Source organism: Algibacter sp. L1A34 (genome assembly GCF_009796805.1).
Taxonomy (GTDB): domain Bacteria; phylum Bacteroidota; class Bacteroidia; order Flavobacteriales; family Flavobacteriaceae; genus Algibacter.
On the sequence record NZ_CP047029.1, the window covers coordinates 3,689,617 to 3,708,432 of the forward strand.

The 18,816-nt window shown below is 32.6% G+C and carries 13 protein-coding genes; 7 read left to right on the plus strand and 6 right to left on the minus strand.

Annotated elements, in window-relative coordinates; translation table 11 throughout:
• Positions 1–173: 173 nt before the first annotated feature.
• The 5 genes from leuC to GQR97_RS15650 all read left to right on the plus strand — a co-directional run bounded on the left by leuC (position 174) and on the right by GQR97_RS15650 (position 7,695).
• Complete coding sequence (gene leuC, locus GQR97_RS15630; RefSeq protein WP_158850076.1) at positions 174–1,568, plus strand: 3-isopropylmalate dehydratase large subunit; 1,395 nt, start codon at positions 174–176, stop codon at positions 1,566–1,568.
• Between the two features lie 123 nt (positions 1,569–1,691).
• Complete coding sequence (leuD, locus tag GQR97_RS15635; protein ID WP_158850078.1) at positions 1,692–2,288, plus strand: 3-isopropylmalate dehydratase small subunit; 597 nt, start codon at positions 1,692–1,694, stop codon at positions 2,286–2,288.
• 4 nt (positions 2,289–2,292) lie between these two features.
• A complete protein-coding gene (locus tag GQR97_RS15640) occupies positions 2,293–3,813 on the plus strand; it encodes an alpha-isopropylmalate synthase regulatory domain-containing protein (RefSeq protein WP_158850080.1) in 1,521 nt (506 codons plus the stop codon).
• 179 nt (positions 3,814–3,992) lie between these two features.
• Positions 3,993–5,051 carry a 3-isopropylmalate dehydrogenase gene (gene leuB / locus GQR97_RS15645; protein WP_158850082.1) on the plus strand — a complete coding sequence of 353 codons (1,059 nt, stop codon included), beginning with the start codon at positions 3,993–3,995 and terminating at the stop codon, positions 5,049–5,051.
• 211 nt (positions 5,052–5,262) lie between these two features.
• The gene (locus tag GQR97_RS15650; RefSeq protein ID WP_158850084.1) at positions 5,263–7,695 is read left to right on the plus strand and encodes a zinc-dependent metalloprotease; all 2,433 of its coding nucleotides are present in this window, start codon (positions 5,263–5,265) and stop codon (positions 7,693–7,695) included.
• Between the two features lie 100 nt (positions 7,696–7,795).
• On the opposite strand, the gene GQR97_RS15655 is transcribed toward GQR97_RS15650, so the two are convergent.
• Positions 7,796–10,432 carry a T9SS type A sorting domain-containing protein gene (locus tag GQR97_RS15655; protein ID WP_158850087.1) on the minus strand — a complete coding sequence of 879 codons (2,637 nt, stop codon included), beginning with the start codon at positions 10,430–10,432 and terminating at the stop codon, positions 7,796–7,798.
• A 330-nt stretch (positions 10,433–10,762) separates the two neighbouring features.
• Here GQR97_RS15655 and GQR97_RS15660 point away from each other — a divergent pair, with 330 nt between their 5' ends.
• Positions 10,763–11,809 carry a pentapeptide repeat-containing protein gene (locus GQR97_RS15660; protein ID WP_158850089.1) on the plus strand — a complete coding sequence of 349 codons (1,047 nt, stop codon included), beginning with the start codon at positions 10,763–10,765 and terminating at the stop codon, positions 11,807–11,809.
• Between the two features lie 120 nt (positions 11,810–11,929).
• On the opposite strand, the gene GQR97_RS15665 is transcribed toward GQR97_RS15660, so the two are convergent.
• From GQR97_RS15665 to GQR97_RS15685, 5 genes are all read right to left on the minus strand, one after another.
• Positions 11,930–12,982 (minus strand): alpha/beta fold hydrolase, encoded by a 1,053-nt coding sequence (locus GQR97_RS15665; protein WP_158850091.1) that lies wholly within the window; start codon positions 12,980–12,982, stop codon positions 11,930–11,932.
• Complete coding sequence (locus tag GQR97_RS15670; RefSeq protein ID WP_158850093.1) at positions 12,966–13,628, minus strand: hypothetical protein; 663 nt, start codon at positions 13,626–13,628, stop codon at positions 12,966–12,968. The genes GQR97_RS15665 and GQR97_RS15670 overlap by 17 nt, the downstream gene beginning before the upstream one ends.
• A 228-nt stretch (positions 13,629–13,856) precedes the next feature.
• Positions 13,857–15,149 carry a mechanosensitive ion channel family protein gene (locus GQR97_RS15675; RefSeq protein WP_158850095.1) on the minus strand — a complete coding sequence of 431 codons (1,293 nt, stop codon included), beginning with the start codon at positions 15,147–15,149 and terminating at the stop codon, positions 13,857–13,859.
• Positions 15,149–15,439: a DUF3817 domain-containing protein gene (locus GQR97_RS15680; protein ID WP_158850097.1), complete on the minus strand. Its 291-nt coding sequence runs from the start codon at positions 15,437–15,439 to the stop codon at positions 15,149–15,151. Before GQR97_RS15680 ends, GQR97_RS15675 begins: the two co-directional genes overlap by 1 nt.
• 128 nt (positions 15,440–15,567) lie before the next feature.
• Positions 15,568–16,185 (minus strand): YqaA family protein, encoded by a 618-nt coding sequence (locus GQR97_RS15685; protein ID WP_158850099.1) that lies wholly within the window; start codon positions 16,183–16,185, stop codon positions 15,568–15,570.
• Between the two features lie 259 nt (positions 16,186–16,444).
• Here GQR97_RS15685 and GQR97_RS15690 point away from each other — a divergent pair, with 259 nt between their 5' ends.
• The gene (locus tag GQR97_RS15690) at positions 16,445–18,589 is read left to right on the plus strand and encodes an ATP-binding protein (protein WP_158850101.1); all 2,145 of its coding nucleotides are present in this window, start codon (positions 16,445–16,447) and stop codon (positions 18,587–18,589) included.
• Positions 18,590–18,816 lie beyond the last annotated feature (227 nt).

An 18,816-nucleotide genomic window follows, 5' to 3' on the forward strand; every position in this document is an offset into this window, starting at 1 on the left:
TTATAATCAATTTTAAGTATTTGTTGCATTAAATTCAATTAATAACACTCACGTTGGTAATTTTATAAAAATATACTAACAAAGGGGTTTAAAGTTTTGAAATACTGTAATAAACTCTAAATTTGTTTTTCTTATAGCTCTAAAGCTATTTTAATACAAAATTAAAAAAATTTATGAGTAGTACATTATTTGACAAAGTGTGGGATTCGCATGTAGTGCGAGACATTGCAGATGGACCAGATGTGTTGTATATAGACCGTCACTTAATTCACGAAGTTACAAGTCCTGTGGCTTTTGTAGGTTTAAAAAGTAGAGGTTTAAGCGTATTATATCCAGAGCGTACATTTGCTGTTGCCGACCATAATACACCAACTATTAACCAGCATTTACCTGTTGAAGATCCGTTATCGGCTAATCAATTAAAAACGTTGGAAGATAATGCTAAACAATACGGAATTAGTCACTGGGGATTAGGTCATCAAAATAATGGAATTGTTCACGTTGTAGGACCAGAAAATGGTATTACAGTTCCTGGAGCTACTATTGTTTGTGGAGATTCACATACATCTACTCACGGTGCTTTTGGAGCTATTGCCTTTGGTATTGGTACTTCAGAAGTAGAAATGGTGCTTACTACACAATGTATTATGCAACCAAAGCCTAAAAAAATGCGTATTAGTGTTAATGGGCCATTAAGCAAAGGTGTTACTCCTAAAGATGTTGGTTTATATATTATTTCACAATTAACAACTTCTGGTGCTACTGGATACTTTGTAGAGTATGCTGGTGATGTTTTTGAAAATATGAGCATGGAAGGCCGTATGACGGTTTGTAACCTTTCTATTGAAATGGGTGCACGTGGTGGTATGATTGCTCCAGATGAAAAGACATTCGAGTATATTAAAGGAAGACCAAAAACACCAAAAGGTGCAGATTGGGATAAAGCCATGACGTATTGGAGTACTTTAAAAACTGATGAAGGTGCTACTTTCGATAAAGAATTAAACTTTAATGCAGCAGATATAGAACCAATGATTACCTACGGAACAAATCCGGGAATGGGTATGGGTATTTCTAAAAACATTCCTTCTGCGGAATCTGTTGAAGGTGGAAAAGCAACTTATGATAAGTCTTTAGCTTACATGGGGTATGCTGAAAATGAATCTATGATTGGTAAGAAAATCGATTATGTTTTTATTGGAAGTTGTACTAATGGACGTATTGAAGATTTTAGAGCATTTGCTTCTATTGTTAAAGGACGTAAAAAAGCAGATAATGTAACGGCTTGGTTAGTACCAGGATCACACATTGTTGAAGCTGCAATTAAAAAAGAAGGGTTATTAGACATTTTTGAAGAAGCAGGTTTTGTTTTAAGAGAACCAGGTTGTTCGGCTTGTTTAGCAATGAATGATGATAAAGTACCTGCAGGAAAATATGCAGTAAGTACATCTAATAGAAACTTTGAAGGCCGTCAAGGGCCTGGATCTAGAACGTTACTTGCTAGTCCGTTAGTTGCGGCAGCTGCTGCGGTTACTGGAGTTGTAACAGATCCTAGAGAGCTTTTATAAGTTCGAAGTTAGGCAATAGTTTTTCAGTCAAGTAGATTGAAATTTGTTGCTGTATTAAAATTAAAAATTAACCTGTTAGTTGATGGCCAAGTACTAAATACTAACAAACAGAATACTGAACACATGGCATACGATAAATTTACAACATTAACGACTACAGTGGTTCCATTGCCAATTGAGAACGTTGATACCGATCAAATTATACCTGCTCGTTTTTTAAAAGCGACAACTCGTGATGGTTTTGGAGATAATTTATTCCGCGACTGGAGATATAATGGTGACAATACACCAAAAGAAGATTTTATATTAAACAACCCAATTTACACAGGAAAAATTTTATTAGGAGGAAAGAACTTTGGTTCGGGCTCTTCGCGTGAGCATGCTGCTTGGGCGGTTTACGATTATGGTTTTCGTTGTGTGGTATCTAGCTTTTTTGCTGATATCTTTAAAAACAACTGTTTAAATATTGGTGTTTTACCAGTACAAATTAGTCCAGAATTTGCAAATGAAATTTTTGAAGCTGTTTATGCAGATCCAAAAACGGAAGTTGAAATTAATTTAGAAGCTCAAACTATTACTTTACTTTCTACAGGAAGTCAAGAGTCTTTTGATATTAATGGCTATAAAAAGGATAACATGCTAAATGGTTTTGATGATATCGACTATTTACAAAGTATGAAAAGTGAGATTGAAACATTTACAGAATCTCGTCCTTTCTAAAAAAATGGTAGTAAAAAGAATTGAAATAATGGATACGACATTGCGCGATGGTGAACAAACCTCGAGCGTGTCGTTTTCTGCTTCTGAGAAGCTTACTATTGCTAAGCTTTTACTTGAAGAATTAAGGGTTGACCGTATTGAAATAGCCTCGGCACGTGTGTCGGAAGGTGAACTTCAAGCCGTGAAAGATGTTACGGAATGGGCCAAAGAAAACAATTATTTAGGTGCTGTTGAAGTATTAACTTTTGTTGATAATGGCGTATCTATTGATTGGGTTCTTGAAGCTGGAGCAATGGTACAAAACCTGCTTACAAAAGGTTCTTTAAATCATTTAACACATCAGCTTAAAAAAACTCCTAATCAGCACTTTACGGAAATAAAAGAAAATATTAATTTGGCTACCGAAAAAGGTATTGAAACTAATATTTATTTAGAAGATTGGAGTAATGGTATGAGAAATTCAAAAGCTTATGTTTTTGAATTTTTAGAGTTTTTATCTACTCAAGCTGTAAAGCGCATTATGCTTCCAGATACTTTGGGAATATTAACACCAGAAGAATCTTATAATTTTGTAAAAGAGATTAAGGATAAATACCCTGATTTACATTTCGATTTCCATACCCATAACGATTACGATTTAGGTGTAGCGAATGTAATGGCCGGTTTAAACGCTGGAGCCGATGGCCTACATTTAACTATAAACGGTATGGGCGAACGTGCAGGAAATGCGCCAATGGCTAGTACAGTTGCAGTTATTAACGATTTTATGCCTCATATTAAAATTGGTGTAAACGAAAAGTTTTTGCATACCATTAGCAAGCTTATTGAAACCTTTTCTGGTTTTATGATTCCTGCTAATAAGCCCGTTGTTGGTGCTAATGTATTTACGCAAACAGCAGGAATACATGCCGATGGGGATAATAAAAACAATTTATATTTCAGTGATTTAATGCCAGAGCGTTTTGGGAGAACCCGAAAATATGCTTTAGGAAAATCGTCTGGAAAGGCTAACATACAAAAGAATTTACAAGAATTAGGACTTCAGCTTGATGATGAAGACTTAAAGAAAGTTACCCAACGTATTATTGAGTTGGGCGATAAAAAGCAAGTAGTTACCAAAGAGGATTTACCTTATATAATTTCGGATGTTTTAGATAGAACTTACGAAGAAAAGGTAAAAGTAAACGCTTACGTGCTTACGCATGCTATGGGTTTAAAGCCAACAACTACAGTTTCTATCACTATTAACGGTGATACTTTTGAAGAAAGTGCACATGGTGATGGCCAGTTTGATGCTTTTATGAATGCTATTAAAACAGTGTTTAAAAAGAAACAATTGAGCTTGCCCAAATTAGTAGATTACGCGGTTCGAATACCACCAGGATCTAATTCTGATGCGCTTTGTGAAACTATTATTACTTGGAAGAGTAGTGATAAAGAGTTTAAAACACGTGGTTTGGATTCGGATCAAACGGTTTCGGCTATTAAAGCGACCGAAAAGATGATGAATATTGTTGTGAGCTAAGTTATTAGTAGATAAGAATTGACTAGTAATTAAGAACGGAACATTGCAGATCAACTTGCGTTAGGGATAGAACGGCCTGTTTGAGCTCGCCGACGGTAGGAGGAAGCGAGTAGTGAAAGCCCGACCCTTGGGTAACGCTAAAAAAATAAAATAAAATTTAAAGTTTAAAATAAATAAAGATGAAATTTAATATAGCAGTTTTAGCAGGTGACGGGATTGGACCTGAAGTAATGGAGCAAGCACAAAAAGTTAGTGACGCGGTTGCGAAAAAATTTGGACATGAAATAACATGGAAACCGGCATTAACAGGAGCAGCAGCAATTGATGCGGTTGGAGAGCCTTACCCAGATAGTACGCATCAAGTTTGTTTAGCTTCGGATGCTGTTTTATTTGGCGCTATTGGTCTGCCTCGTTTTGATAATGATCCGTCGGCAAAAGTTCGACCAGAAAATGGTTTGCTTCAAATGCGTAAACAACTTGGCTTATTTGCTAATTTAAGACCAACTTTTACGTTTCCGTCTTTATTAGATAAATCGCCTTTAAAACAAGAACGTATTGAAGGTACTGATTTAGTATTTTTACGTGAACTTACTGGTGGAATTTACTTTGGAGAAAAGGGTAGAAGAGACGGTGGTGAAACGGCTTTTGATAACTGTGTTTACACACGTGTAGAAGTACAACGCTTGGCTAAAAAAGGTTTTGAATTAGCGATGACACGTTCTAAGAGATTGTGTTGTGTTGATAAAGCTAACGTTTTAGAAACATCTCGTTTATGGAGAGAAACTGTTCAGGCTATGGAAAAAGATTACCCAGAGGTTGAAGTAAGTTATGAACTTGTTGATGCAGTCGCTATGCGTTTGGTGCAATGGCCAAATAGTTATGATGTTTTAATTACTGAAAACTTGTTTGGTGATATTTTAACCGATGAAGCTTCGGTTATTTCTGGATCTATGGGGTTAATGCCATCAGCATCTATGGGAACTGATAATTCTTTGTTTGAACCTATTCATGGGTCTTACCCACAAGCAACAGGATTAGATATTGCTAACCCAATGGCTATGGTATTATCTGCAGCAATGATGTTTGAAATTGCTTTTAACTTACCTGAAGAAGGTAAAGCTATTAGAGATGCTGTTAACAAAGCTTTAGCTGAAGGTATTGTTACTGAAGATTTATCCGATGGTGGAAAAGCTTACGGTACTAAAGAAGTAGGAGATTATTTGGCTGCTAATATTTAGTAAGTCTTTTAATTATAAAATTTTAAAAGCGTGAATTCTATATTAGAATTCACGCTTTTTTATTTGTAATAAATATTAAATTCTAAGTAAAAGTTTTTGAAAACAATAAATCCGTAATTGCAATATTTATTTTCCTTAACATTTTGTGAAAAAAAAGTATTAATGATATTAATTTTTTATTTTTAAAAATTATATATCTAACTCTTTCTTTATGAAAAAAACAATACTAGCAACTTTATCATTAGTGATGTGCTTGACTACCACAACCAACCATGCACAATCTAAACGAAAAAAGAATAAAAAAGATAAAAGTGAAATATCTAAACCCGTTGAAAAGAAAAAAGAGGGTAAAATAAAACCATACAACGAGGTGATTACTAAAAGTGCCGTTTCTGATGATGGTTTATTTAAAACACACCAAGTTGGAGAGTCTTACTTTTATGAAATCCCTATGGAGCACTTAGGAAAAGATATGCTTCTGGTAAGCAGAATTTCTAAACTGCCAACTAATATGGGAGACGGCTATGTTAATGCGGGAACTAAAACCAATTCGCGTTTAGTAACGTGGGAGCGTTTTAAAAACAAAATATTAATTAAAGAGAAGTCTTATAGTTCGGTAGCTAATGAAGAGTTACCTATTAGCATTTCGGTTAAATCTAATAATTACGAACCTACATTATTTGCTTTTGATATTAGTGCGTTTAGCAAAGATTCTACTGCTGTAGTGATCGATGTTACTAAATTTTATACGAGTGATGTTAAAGCGATTAGTGGTTTGCCAGCTTATATGCGCAGTGAATACAAGGTAAAAAACTTAGATGCTTCTAGAAGTTTTATAAACAGTGTTAAGAGTTTTCCTGAGAATATTGAAGTTGTACAAGATATGACTTACAATGCATCTGCACCGCCATCTTTTAAAAGTGGTGAGTCTATAAGTTTACAAATGAATCAATCTATGATTTTGTTACCAGAAAACCCTATGCAATCTCGTTTTTCAGATGAACGTGTGGGATGGTTTACTTTAGATTATGTAGATTATGGAAGTGAAGCATTAAAATCTGACACCAAGACATTTATTCGTAAATGGCGTATGGAACCTAAAGATCCCGAAGCTTATGCTCGTGGTGAATTGGTAGAACCTATTAAGCCTATTGTGTATTATTTAGATCCTGCTACGCCAGAAAACTTACGTAAATACATAAAAGAAGGTGTAGAGTTATGGCAAGGTCCTTTTGAGAAAGCTGGTTTTAAGAATGCTATTATCGCAAAAGACCCACCAAGTATAGAAGAAGATCCTGATTTTAGCCCTGAAGATATACGTTATTCAGTAATTCGTTACGTAGCCAGTACAACTAGAAATGCTAGTGGACCAAGTGTATCAGACCCAAGAACTGGAGAAATTATTGAAAGTGACATTATTTGGTATCATAACCATTTACGATCGTATAGAAATAGATATTTAATTGAAACAGGCGCGGCTAATCCTGCGGCTAGAACATTAAATACACCCAAAGAAGATATTGGTGAAATGATGAAAATGGTAATTGCTCACGAAGTAGGGCATACCTTAGGTTTACCACATAACATGAGCGCAAGTAAAGCTTACGATGTTGAAAGCTATAGAAATGGCGATTTTACACAAAAAAACGGCATTGCTTCTACTATTATGGACTATGCGCGTTATAATTATATTGCGCAACCTGGAGATCAAAACATTAGGTTTATTAGAAAATTAGGAGCTTACGATGATTATGCTATTAATTGGGGTTATCGTGTAATTCCAGAAGCGCATACTCCAGAGGCCGAATTAATAACTTTAGATGGTTGGATTCTTGAAAAGGCTGGTGACCCAAAATATATATTCGGAAAACAAAGAAGTCGTTTTGACCCTACATCACAAACAGAAGATATAGGAAACAATGCTATAAAAGCGAGTACTTATGCGCTTAAAAACTTAAAGTATGTTTCTATCCATTTACCAGAATGGACTAGTGATATCACTAATGACTACGATGATTTAGAGGAATTATATGATGAATTATTTGGAGCGTGGCGTCGTTATATTAGTCATGTATTAACCAATGTTGGAGGTGTGCATGAGAATTTAATTAACCCGAACCAATCAGGAATTCCGTTTGAAGCTGTGCCTAAAGTAACTCAAAAGGCATCTGTACAATGGTTGCATGAAAATGCATTTACAACACCGAGTTGGTTAGTTCAAAAAGAACTTTTAAGCCGAACAGATTATGAAGGTTATACATCGCATTTAGGTAAATACCAAAGTAGTTTTTTAAATAAGTTATTAAGCCAGGAGATTTTAGAACGTTTAATAGATCATGAAACTATAGATGCAAATAATTATTCTGCTTTAGAGTTATTACAGGATGTTCGTAAGGGACTTTGGGTAGAAGCTAACGCAACTAAAAATGTAGATATTTATCGTCGTAATTTACAACGAGCGTATATTGAGCGTATGGCTTTTTTAATGACGGAATCTTCAGATGTTAAAGCTTTAGCTAGAGGAGAATTATCTGTATTGAAAAAGGTTGTTATTAGTGCGTCTTATCGTTCTACTAACACAACCACAAAATACCACTATAAAGATTGTTTAGAGCGTATTAATACTATTTTAGACCCTAAATAGGCGTAAAGTTTTAATAAAATAGATACTATATTATTAAATTTAAAAAGCGTGAATTCTATATTAGAATTCACGCTTTTTTATCTATTAATACTTTAGTAAACTATTTTTTAATCATTAATTTTTGTGAAGTACCGTTTGTAGCTTTTACAAAATACATACCGTCGCTTAAATTACCAACGTAAACTGTAGTTTCAATTGTAGATTGCGTATTGAATGTTTTTACAGTTTGCCCTAATTGATTAATAATTTGGAAATCGCCTCCTAAACTAGATTTTAATTTTACGTTATTAGAACCAGGGTTTGGATACATTGAGAATTTAGATTTGTTTTCAATATTACTAGTACTTAATGATGGGACAAGTTTTGTAGTGATATAAAATTGTCCTTCACCAGTAAGATTAGTTGTTAGGGTTGTGGTATAATTTGTTTCAGATATTTTTGTAAACACATGCTTTTCACGGTCTTCTAAATAGATTTCTTGAGTACCTGAAGGATCAAAAATTTCAGATGAAAAAGTAATTATATCTCCACTAGAACCAATTACTCCTACTGGAATTTCTGTATTTTCGTAATCGGAATCAGGCAAAGTTTGCACTGCTAAATTACTACTTCCGCCAGCTACCAATTTAGTAAATACGGCTATGTCGTTATTATTGCCATCAAAGCCTTCGCCAGAAACAGGAATAGATATTATTTCGGAATCGTATCCACTATCAAAACCTGTAGTTGTACCAGCTTTATAGAAAATTTCAGTCGATATTTTAACTGGTCCTCTTTCTAAAAATAATTTAATATTAGGAGTTTCAGGTGTTACATTCTCAGAAGGTTTATGACTTCGGTTTGATGCCTTAAAAACTGCAGTTCCTTCCATCGATGCGTTTACAAAGAAAGCTTGTCCAGGAGCGATTTCAATAGGGTTTAAAGCATTGTGTGCTATATATCTAGTGCCATTCCATACCCAAACAGTTTCTTCGCTAAGTAATGCTGTATTTGCAGCAGCAAAACTTGCAGAGTTTATATAAGCTGTAAAAGGATTACCAATTAAATTATAATTATTTATAGTTCCAGTGAATAATAATCTGTCAAAATCTGATGTTTTAGCAGTTCCTGTAATAGAAATATCTCTAGGACTATCTAATTTTACAGATATACCTTCACCTGAATCTAAAGTACCGGTAGTCGATGTTTCAGAATATGCCCAAGCATTAGTCATATCTCTAAAATAATAACCAAGTCCAATTCTAGAACCCGATCCAGCATAAAAATTGCTGCTAGGTTCATTTATTAAGTCCTCTATAGTCTCTCCAAAAACAGGAGCGGCTATTAAATGCCAATTTGTATCAGGGATATTTTTTTTATAAGTTATTACTCCTGTAGCCGTACTTTGAGGAATAAAAGAAGCTTCAGAATTAATGGTTAGTGAATTAAATGTTACCGCTTCTGAAGCTGTTGGATAATTTGTTAAATTAGACGGAATTATAATATCGGCATATGATACTGGTACAGAGTTAGTGTCCCAATTGGAAGCAGTATCCCAATCATTATCAGTTGCACCTGTCCAAGTTACTGTTGGAGGCGTTGCATCTACTAAAACAGCAGTAGTAGAACTAATACTATTTAAGGTTAAATTTGCTTCTAGCTGCCCATAATCTTTTAAAGTACCACCATTTACTGTTAAAGTACCTACAGTTATTCCATCGGTGTCTATCTCATTAGTTTGAATAGTATATCTAAATACCAAAGCATCTGTACCGCCACCACTTTCGTAATTTGCCGAACGTGTTGTAGAGCCAACGGTAATGCTTAATTGAGGTATTCCATTGGTAGTATTAACAATAACATTTTCATTATAGTTAACCACGAAGTCTAAGTTTTCATTAGCAGTATAAGTTGCATCGCCTGGAACCGAAACACTGGTTACTGTTGGAGCAACGGCACTAGAAATAACAGTTGTGGTATTATCAGAGCTATTACTTGTACCATCGTTAACCACTACTGTAAAAATTGTAGTTTCAGAAGTGGCTGTTCTATTATTTGTAGGATTAAAAGATAAGGCTCTTAATTTACTTTGTAACTGTGCAGCAGTTGTACTTGTAATGTTATATGGCCCTGTTCCTGATAAACTCATTCCCGATAACGTACCTTTAGCATTGATATCTAAAGAAATAGTTGCAGAAAGCGCATCGCCATCAGCATCTATTATACTTATAGTTGAAAAAGGTAAAATTGTACTATCATCATTAACGGTTTGTCCCGAAGTTGTTCCTGTTATTGTTGGAAGCGTGTTTGAAGTGACACCTTGAACAACTAAATCGAATACAATTTGTCCATAAGTTGTTCCAGCAGTAGTTGCCGTCCCCGTATTAATCGTTACACCAATTCCAGAACTAGCAACCGAAGCCGTAACAGCAGAAACATCTACCGTTGACTGAACTGCATTAACATTTATACCTGTAATTCCTGTTACCGTACCACCTGTAAAATTAAAATCCAAAGGGATTTCTATAAAATCACTATTTCTAAAATTATAAATAATTTGATCAGCATCAATATCATAAAATATGTCGGGATATAGTTGAAATTCACCTGAATTATTAGAAGGGTCTTCAACTATAACCGTATAAGTACTACCATTTTGAACTAGGCTAGCTTGTGATCCTTCAAGTGTTTGTCCATTGAGATATAATGATAAAAATATAATTGGAATTAATAAAAGGTTTTTGTACGACTTTTTCATAATAAATTTGGGATTGTAGGTTAAAAGGCACTAGCAAACGTAAGTTAAATATTTAATAAATAAAAGAATTAAAGCGTGTTTCACAATAAAAACACGTTGTTTATCAATTAAAAACGCATTTCATCGATTTAATTTGAAAAATTCAATTGTAGGAGTAAACTTAAAAAGTGAAAAAATAAATATGTAATTTATACATAACAGACTGCTGATTAGTTTATTAAAAATTGATCGTTTTTGCAAAAAAATCAATTATTTTAGATAGGATTAGCTTTTCAATTTAAAGTACTAAATTTGTTTTTATAAGAAGACGATAAATTTCAACACCCCCAAATGATTGACCATATAGATTCCTTAAAGCGTGAAAATGCGATTCTTAAAGAAAAGCTTGAAAAACTTAGTAATAAAAAAGGAAAACCTAAAAAGCGTGGACTATTTAAATTTGTAGGAACATTAATAGCTGGTAAAAACCTAAAGCGGAGTATTTATAATTCTATAAACGAATTTAACGAACAGCGTAAAATATCTATAAATACAACATCCAATTTAATAGCGAGTTTAATTAGGCGTATTACACGTATTGGTGTTGTTGGCTTGCTGGTTGCGTTATTACCAACTACTTTAATGTTTTACCAAAATAGCTTGTTAAAAATACAGAATAGTAAAATAGAAACACAAACACATTTGGCAGAAGCTTCGCGCCGTTCTACCCAAATGTTTATTATGGGAGAGGTTTTAAGCGATGTAAATAGTGAGTTAAAAAACAATGCATCATCAAGATTATCAAATACTTTAGCTGGGCGTATTATTGCTTTAAGCCGCGCTATGAAACCTTATAGATACATGGTTGGCGATAAACTTATTGATGAAGCTATAAGTCCAGAACGTGGACAATTACTTATTTCGCTGTGTAAAAGTAAAATAGCGTCATCTTTTTTTGTTGATGAAATTTTACAAGAAAGCGATTTCACAAAATCGGAATTAATTGATGCCAAATTGAGAGGAGCTGTTTTACGAGATGTTAATTTAAATGAGGCCAATTTATCGAGATCAGATTTAATGAATGTCGATTTACAACGTGCCAATTTAAAAAACGCTAATTTAACACATGTTGACATGGACGATGTTAATTTAATTAATGCCAATTTAGAAGGAGCTAATTTAACTGGCGCTTTTTTAATTAGAGCTCAATTAAAAGGTGCGAACTTAACGCATACTGTTTTAGATAGTGTAAAAGTAGATCGTGGAGATTGGCTGTTATACATTAAAGATAAATTAAAACTTAAAGGTGCTTCGGAATTATACGAAACCTATAAAATTGATAGCGTTTATTATTATGAAACATCGAAGCTTAAACAACCGATGATTTTAAGACGTTAAAGAAGATATCTAAGTTAATATTCTTATCAAGAAACATATAAAACTCCAATAAAAATCCAGTTAATATTACAATTAACTGTTTTTTTTTAGAGATTAAAATATTTTATAACACAGAGAAATTTATTTATTTGTATTAATAAACTGAATCACTTCTTCAGCAAATAAATCTGGTTCATTTAACATAGGGGAGTGCCCAGAGTTTTCAAAAATCACTAACTTTTTTGAGCTTGAACCTAAATTATCGTAAGCATCTTGAGCAAATTTTATAGGAACAACCATATCATTCTTACCCCAAAGTACTAAAGAAGGAATGGTGATTTCTTGAAGTTGGTTTGTATAATCTACCGTTTCCCAAAGTCCTTGATCTGCTAGAATAGATTGGGTATTACTTCCAGTCCAAAGCATTGTTAGTATGTTATATTTAAAAATTAATTTGTCGCTATCGTCTTGCGATTCATTATTAAGACCATCATTTTCGAATTTAGTTTCTGCATTATGAGCTTTACTATTCATTTTAGAAGCATCATCGCTATTATACGCTGTTTGGTTTGCATTATTTGCTATATCTAGTGCGTTCTGCCAAAATTCGACACTATTATCCGCTTCAATTTGTTCTGTAGCCACAATTCTAAAATTAGAGATATATTCAAAATATAAACCTTTAGGGTTGTGTGCGCCATCGACATCAATCCATCCTAAAAAATCACTTTGATCTTTTAATAGTGTTGCAGGACCTAAGGTGCCACCCCAACTATGCCCCATAAGAAAGAACTTAGCATCACTTCCGTATTTATGCTTAATAACTTTTATAAGAGCCAAAACATCTTGAGCCATAATATCTATACTTATGCCATTTTTGGAGTAACTTCCTTGTGCCATACCAGAACCTCTTTGGTCAAAATAAACTACTGCACATTCTTTTTCAATGTCACTTTTAATTGTATTTGCGCGGTATCCCAATCCATTACCACCTGGGCCTCCATGCAATATTATTAAGAATATTTTTTCTGAAGCATTACCATAAATATAAGCTGGCATATCTGCATCTTTATGGCGCACGAATATAGTGTCATCTAAATTGTTAATATTTTGGTCTTTAGAACAAGAAAAGATCATGACCAAAGCAACCACTAGCAGTACTATTTTTGAGTAATTATTAATTGCTTTCTGCATCTCTTTTTTTCTTTTTAAAATTAAAACGGTAACCATATTCAAAATTAAAAGCAGGTAAACTTCCCGCATTATACGGTGTTCTTAACATGAAATTTATGTTAAAATACCGACCTGTTATTTTTTTTCCAGGCCGTTCCTTTCCAATTCCTACAGAAATAGAAGGCGCATAATAGCCTCGTCCAGGAAGCGATACTTTCTCAACATTATTGCCCGTAACTTTATATGTTTCTGGTAAAAAAGAACGGTAGTAACCTAAAGGATTTAACTCTATACTAAACTGCTTTCCTTTTTTGTTTGTTCTTCGCCAAGTAACTCCATAATTTGTAAAAACACCGGTATCCGTTTTTGAAGAAAAATTAGAGGTGAAGCCTAAATTTCCGGTAAGAAGAAATTGATGTTTATTGGTTCTAATCCCTTTTCTCTTATGCTTAATTTTATCCTTTTCTATCCAGAGATATTCAGCCCCAATAGTAAGCCCATTATTCCAAAAAATATTACCAAAATAACTCGCCTTAAATTCTGTTCTATCTATAAAAGAATAGGAAGACAGATCGACTTGCTTTTTTGTTTTTTCTAAATTTTGTGTGTATCCTGTTTTAAAAAAAAGTAGTGAAACAGGAATTAATAAACGTAGTTTTTTATGCATAGAATGTGTTTTAGAAACACAAAACTACTTTTATAAATTTAAAATAATGTTAATAGATAACCAATTAAAAGTTAATTAAATTATAAAATAAAACACTGTAAAACAAGTATTTAAGCTACTTATTAACGGTGTTTACGTCGCTTTACAGGTTGTTTTAGATGAAAATATAGTGTTATGCTAAAAAGCTAAAAACAGTCTGGTTTTTGAAAACACTTATAGTTTTTGAAATTATTTTTTAAAATTTAACTTAGTAGGATATTCAAAAATTTCTAATTCAAAAAACGGAACAGCAGCAATAGTATGATCGAAAATATCGGCCATAATGTACTCGTAATTCTCCCATCTTTTATCACTACTAAAAGCATAAATTTCTAAAGGAATCCCTTCTGCCGTTGGCGCAAGTTGGCGCGTCATGATCATCATGTTTTTATTAACGCCAGAGTGTCGTTCAATATAGGTTTCAACATACTTTCTAAAGACACCCAAATTCGTTAGGTTGCGTCCGTTAAGTGCCATGGTTTTATCAATATTTTTATCCTTATTATATTGATCGATATCCATTTGGCGTTTTTCTAAATATTCAGAAATAATTTCGATGCCTTTAAGCTTATTTATTTGTTCCGAAGAAAGATAAACAACACTATCCATTTTTATGTTTATGGCACGTTTAATACGGCGACCATCAGATTCTACCATACCGCGCCAGTTTTTAAACGAATCGGAAATTAAGGCATAAGTAGGAATGGTTGTAATCGTTTTATCAAAATTCTGAACTTTTACAGTTGCTAAATTAATTTCGGTAACATCTCCATCGGCACCATATTTTTCAAAAGTAATCCAATCGCCAATGCGCACCATATCATTAATAGATACTTGAATACTGGCTACAAAACCCATTATAGTATCCTTAAAAACAAGAATAATAACAGCAGAAACTGCTCCAAGACCCGTAATAAACTTTATAAAAGGTATACTTGTAATAATTGCAATAGCCGACATAAAACCGGCTAACCAAGCAAATATCATAAAGACTTGAATGTAGCTATCTATAGGCTTGTCTTTAAATCTAGGAAGCGTTTTTAAGTAATCTTTAAGCGTACTTAATAAACTTCTAACAATCCAGAGTGTTACAACAATAGCAAATACGCGAAGCCCTTTTTCAACGATACTTTCAGCATAAGGAAAATCGACAAAAACCTCAGAGATAAACTCTAAAGCTATAAGTAAAGGTATTATGTGCGATATGTTTCTTGGAACTTTATTTTTAACGAGTAAATCGTCGAAGTTTGTTTTTGATGCTGAAGCAAACTGAGAAAACACACGAATTAATATTTTTCTAGTTAGAAAAAATATAACACCTACAAATAGAATTAAAACCAATACCAACCCAAGCATATTAAGGTACTTCGAAGAAGATTCTGTTAGATGAAGCGTATCTACCAAGTAGTTGTAGATTACATGCTTATAATCTGTTCCTTCTATGGTCGTTTCAATAGATGTTTTAATTGAAGTGTTTTGCATTAATTGGCGGGTTTTAAAAGTTTCATATCAACATAAAAAGTTCCGCAAGGAATTACAGAAGCAATAAGTACAAAAAGAAATGTTTTACTTGTCCATTTCATTTCACTCTTAATTAAAAATGCAAGAATAATATATACTATAAAAAGCATACCGTGTGGCATACCTAAAAGCTTTACATATTCTGGATTTCCAGACATATATTTAATTGGAGTGGCTATAAATAATAATAAAAGATAAGATACACCTTCTAAAAAGGCTACTATTCTAAAAATATTTAAAAGTGAAAACATGCTATAAATTTTCCTGCAAAAATAAGGTACAAAAGTTGTAAACCCTTCATATTAATCGTTAAAAATATAAGATAAATAGGAGAGGAGACTTCTTGAGTTAGATAAGGTTTTTTTATAAAAATCTAAATCTACAAGGCGCTAAATATAATCATGCCATAAATAGCGAAACGAATAAACCTTAATGAACCAAAAAGCATCACGTTTTTAAAGGGAAATTCTATAATACCGGCTGCTAAACAAGCAATAGAAAAGGGTAGTGGCAATACGGCACCAACCATAATTAAAAAGCCACCCCATTTTTTGGAGTTTTTAAGTTGCTTTTCCATTTTAACGGCAATGTAATTATGTACCGATGGAATTTTGGTAATTGTGCGCCCCATCCAATAAGAAACTAAACCACCTCCATAAGATAGTACAGCCAGAAGTCCTAAATAAAACCAAGGACTATGCATTTTACCTGCCCAAGCAATAAAAATTTCTGGTGGTACAAGTCCTAAAAGTGTTTCAGAAACAAAAAAGAAACTAAGCACGCCGTAAGCAGGAAGAACTTCTGTTAAATGCGTGAGTGTTCTGTTAATATCAAAAAAGTGATTTACCACATAAACCAAAATTACAATACCAATAATAAAAGGCAAAGCTTTCTTTACTGCTTGCCAAACAAAGCTGTAAAACCCTGTATAAGAGTAGTATTGATGTAAAAGCTTAAACTTAGATTTTTTAGCTTTCGATGTTGGATCCGGTTTCATTAATATAATAATTTTTGGGTGTCAAATATAGTATATTTTTTAGTCGGAAAAAGGTCGCGAACTTTACATAACAGTATTTTAACATAAAATGTTAAAATTATATTTAAGAAAAACTATAAATTAAAACCTATTCATCCATTTTTCATGTTCTAAATACATGAAAACAAATAATTCACAAAAAAAAATGACATTATACACTTATTTTTGCATTTAATAAATTATATCAATAACTTAACATTCCAAATCAAATAAGCTTGACTTGAATAAACTATTACTATTCACATTACTATTTTGTAGCTTTTTCTGTATTAGTCAACCTAAGACCAATACAACAAAATTTGTGGATAGTATTAATGTATTAATCAATTTGGCCGATAAGGAAAACTTGGGTTCTAATTTTGAGAACGCTTTAAACTACTCCATAGTTGCTGTTAAACTTGCAAACATATCTAATATTAAAGAAGAACAAGCTAAAGCTTATAACAGTTTAGCCAGTACGTACCAGATATTGAATGATAATGATAGTGCTGAAAAATACTTTTTACTAACGCTTAAATTTGCTAGAGAATTAGATAATGATTTCATTATTTCGTCGGCATTAAATGGTCTGGGAAATGTATATTCTAAGAAAGAAAAAACTTTAAATCGCGCCATAAATTATTACAATGAAGCTTTTGAATTTGCTGAAAAAACAGGTAAACAAAGTAATATAGCTGCTTGGTATTTAAACATGGCTAGTTTATTTTTAGATTTTAACAAAACGGACGAAGCCTTACCGTATTTAGATTCTGCTACCGAGACATTAGAAACTTATAACATTGAAGAGCCCGTTTATTTTGCTACATCATATTATTTAAGAGCACTTTACAATAAGCAGAAAAAGGAATATACTACTGCAAATAATTATTTAGAAAATGGTATATCTATTTCTAAAGAAAATAACTTATACCCAGAACTTATAGATAATTACCAATTGCAGTATGATATTTACCAAGAAGAATCTAATTATGCTTTGGCCATTAAAAGTTTACAAAATCTTCAATTTTATAAAGATTTAATTTTTAATAAAGAAAAGAGTTTAAAATTAGAAGAACTAAATACGCAATTTAAAGTTAGTGAATACCAAAAAGAGCTCACTGAGGCTAAATTGCAAACAGAAACTGCTAATTTTAGAATTAATCTTATTACGGCTGTTGTTGTTTCTTTTGTGTTATTTTCCATTTTAGTTATATTTATAATTAATACGTTTAAAGTACGCCAAAGGCATAAGGATTTAGACGATGTGAGAACGAAAACCGAACATTTAACTAATCTAAAATCGGAGTTACTAACCAGTATTAGTCACGAGTTACGTACACCTTTGTACGGCATAATGGGTATAACATCCATGCTTTCCGATGATAAAACATTGGATACCGAACATCAAAACTTAATAAGTTCTTTGCAGTTTTCAGGGAATAGATTACAGGAACTTGTTAATAAAATATTACGAATTACAGAAATTGAATCTAATAGGGTAGCGGAGAAAAAAGCAATTATTAATTTACATGTGTTGATTAACGATTTGGTTAAGTCGCTTAATTATTCAGCTACAGAAAAGAATAACGATATCGTTTTAAATCTACCAGAATCTATAGATAACCTTTATAATATTGATAGTTTAAAACTTACCGAAGTTTTGGATAATTTAATCTCAAATGCTATAAAATTTACTAGTAACGGCCGCATTAATATTAGTGTTTTACTTGTTGAAACCAAAAACGATATTGATTTTTTACAGTTTAAAATTGAAGATACAGGAATAGGAGTGGCTAGTGAAAACCATAAATTAATTTTTGAAAATTTTAGACAAGCCACAGAAAAAAACACATCTAATGGTTCTGGTCTAGGTTTATCTATTGTTAAAAACCATTTAGAAACCTTGGGAGGAAGTATTATGTTAGAAAGTGCACTTGGCCTTGGTAGTGTTTTTTCGTTTATTATACCTTGCCAAATTGCTACACCAGATATTATAGCGAAAAGTACCATGCATAAAAGTAAAAAACCTTTAAGGGTTTTAGTGGTTGAAGACAATAAAATTAACCAAATGATTACCAATAAACTTATTTTATCTATCGGACATATTTGTACTATTTCGAATAATGGACTGGAAGCTGTTGAACGCTGTAAAACTGATGATTTTGATTTGGTTTTAATGGATATTAATATGCCAATAATGAATGGATTTGAAGCATCTAAAAATATAAAATCCTTTAAACCAAGCACAAAGATTGTAGCATTAACTGCTTTAGAAATAAGTGAAGTTAAAGAACAGTGTAATGCGGTTGGAATAAATGGTATTGTTAATAAACCTATTGGTAAAAATCAGCTTAATGAAATTATTCAAATGAATGTTGCAAGTTAGATCTCAATACAAAGTTATTTATTGTGAATTTTGAGAATATAGAGTATGCGTTTAAATATTCTATTTTACATAATATTAATTATAGTACATTTTATAACAATTAGCGAAATAGCCTTTTGGGCGATATTTGACATAATTACAGATATGTTTTCATTAGAACAATTAGAACTTGGGTCATTAAACTAATAAGCGGTTTGCTTCGCAGTGCTTATAAAACATTTGTATCT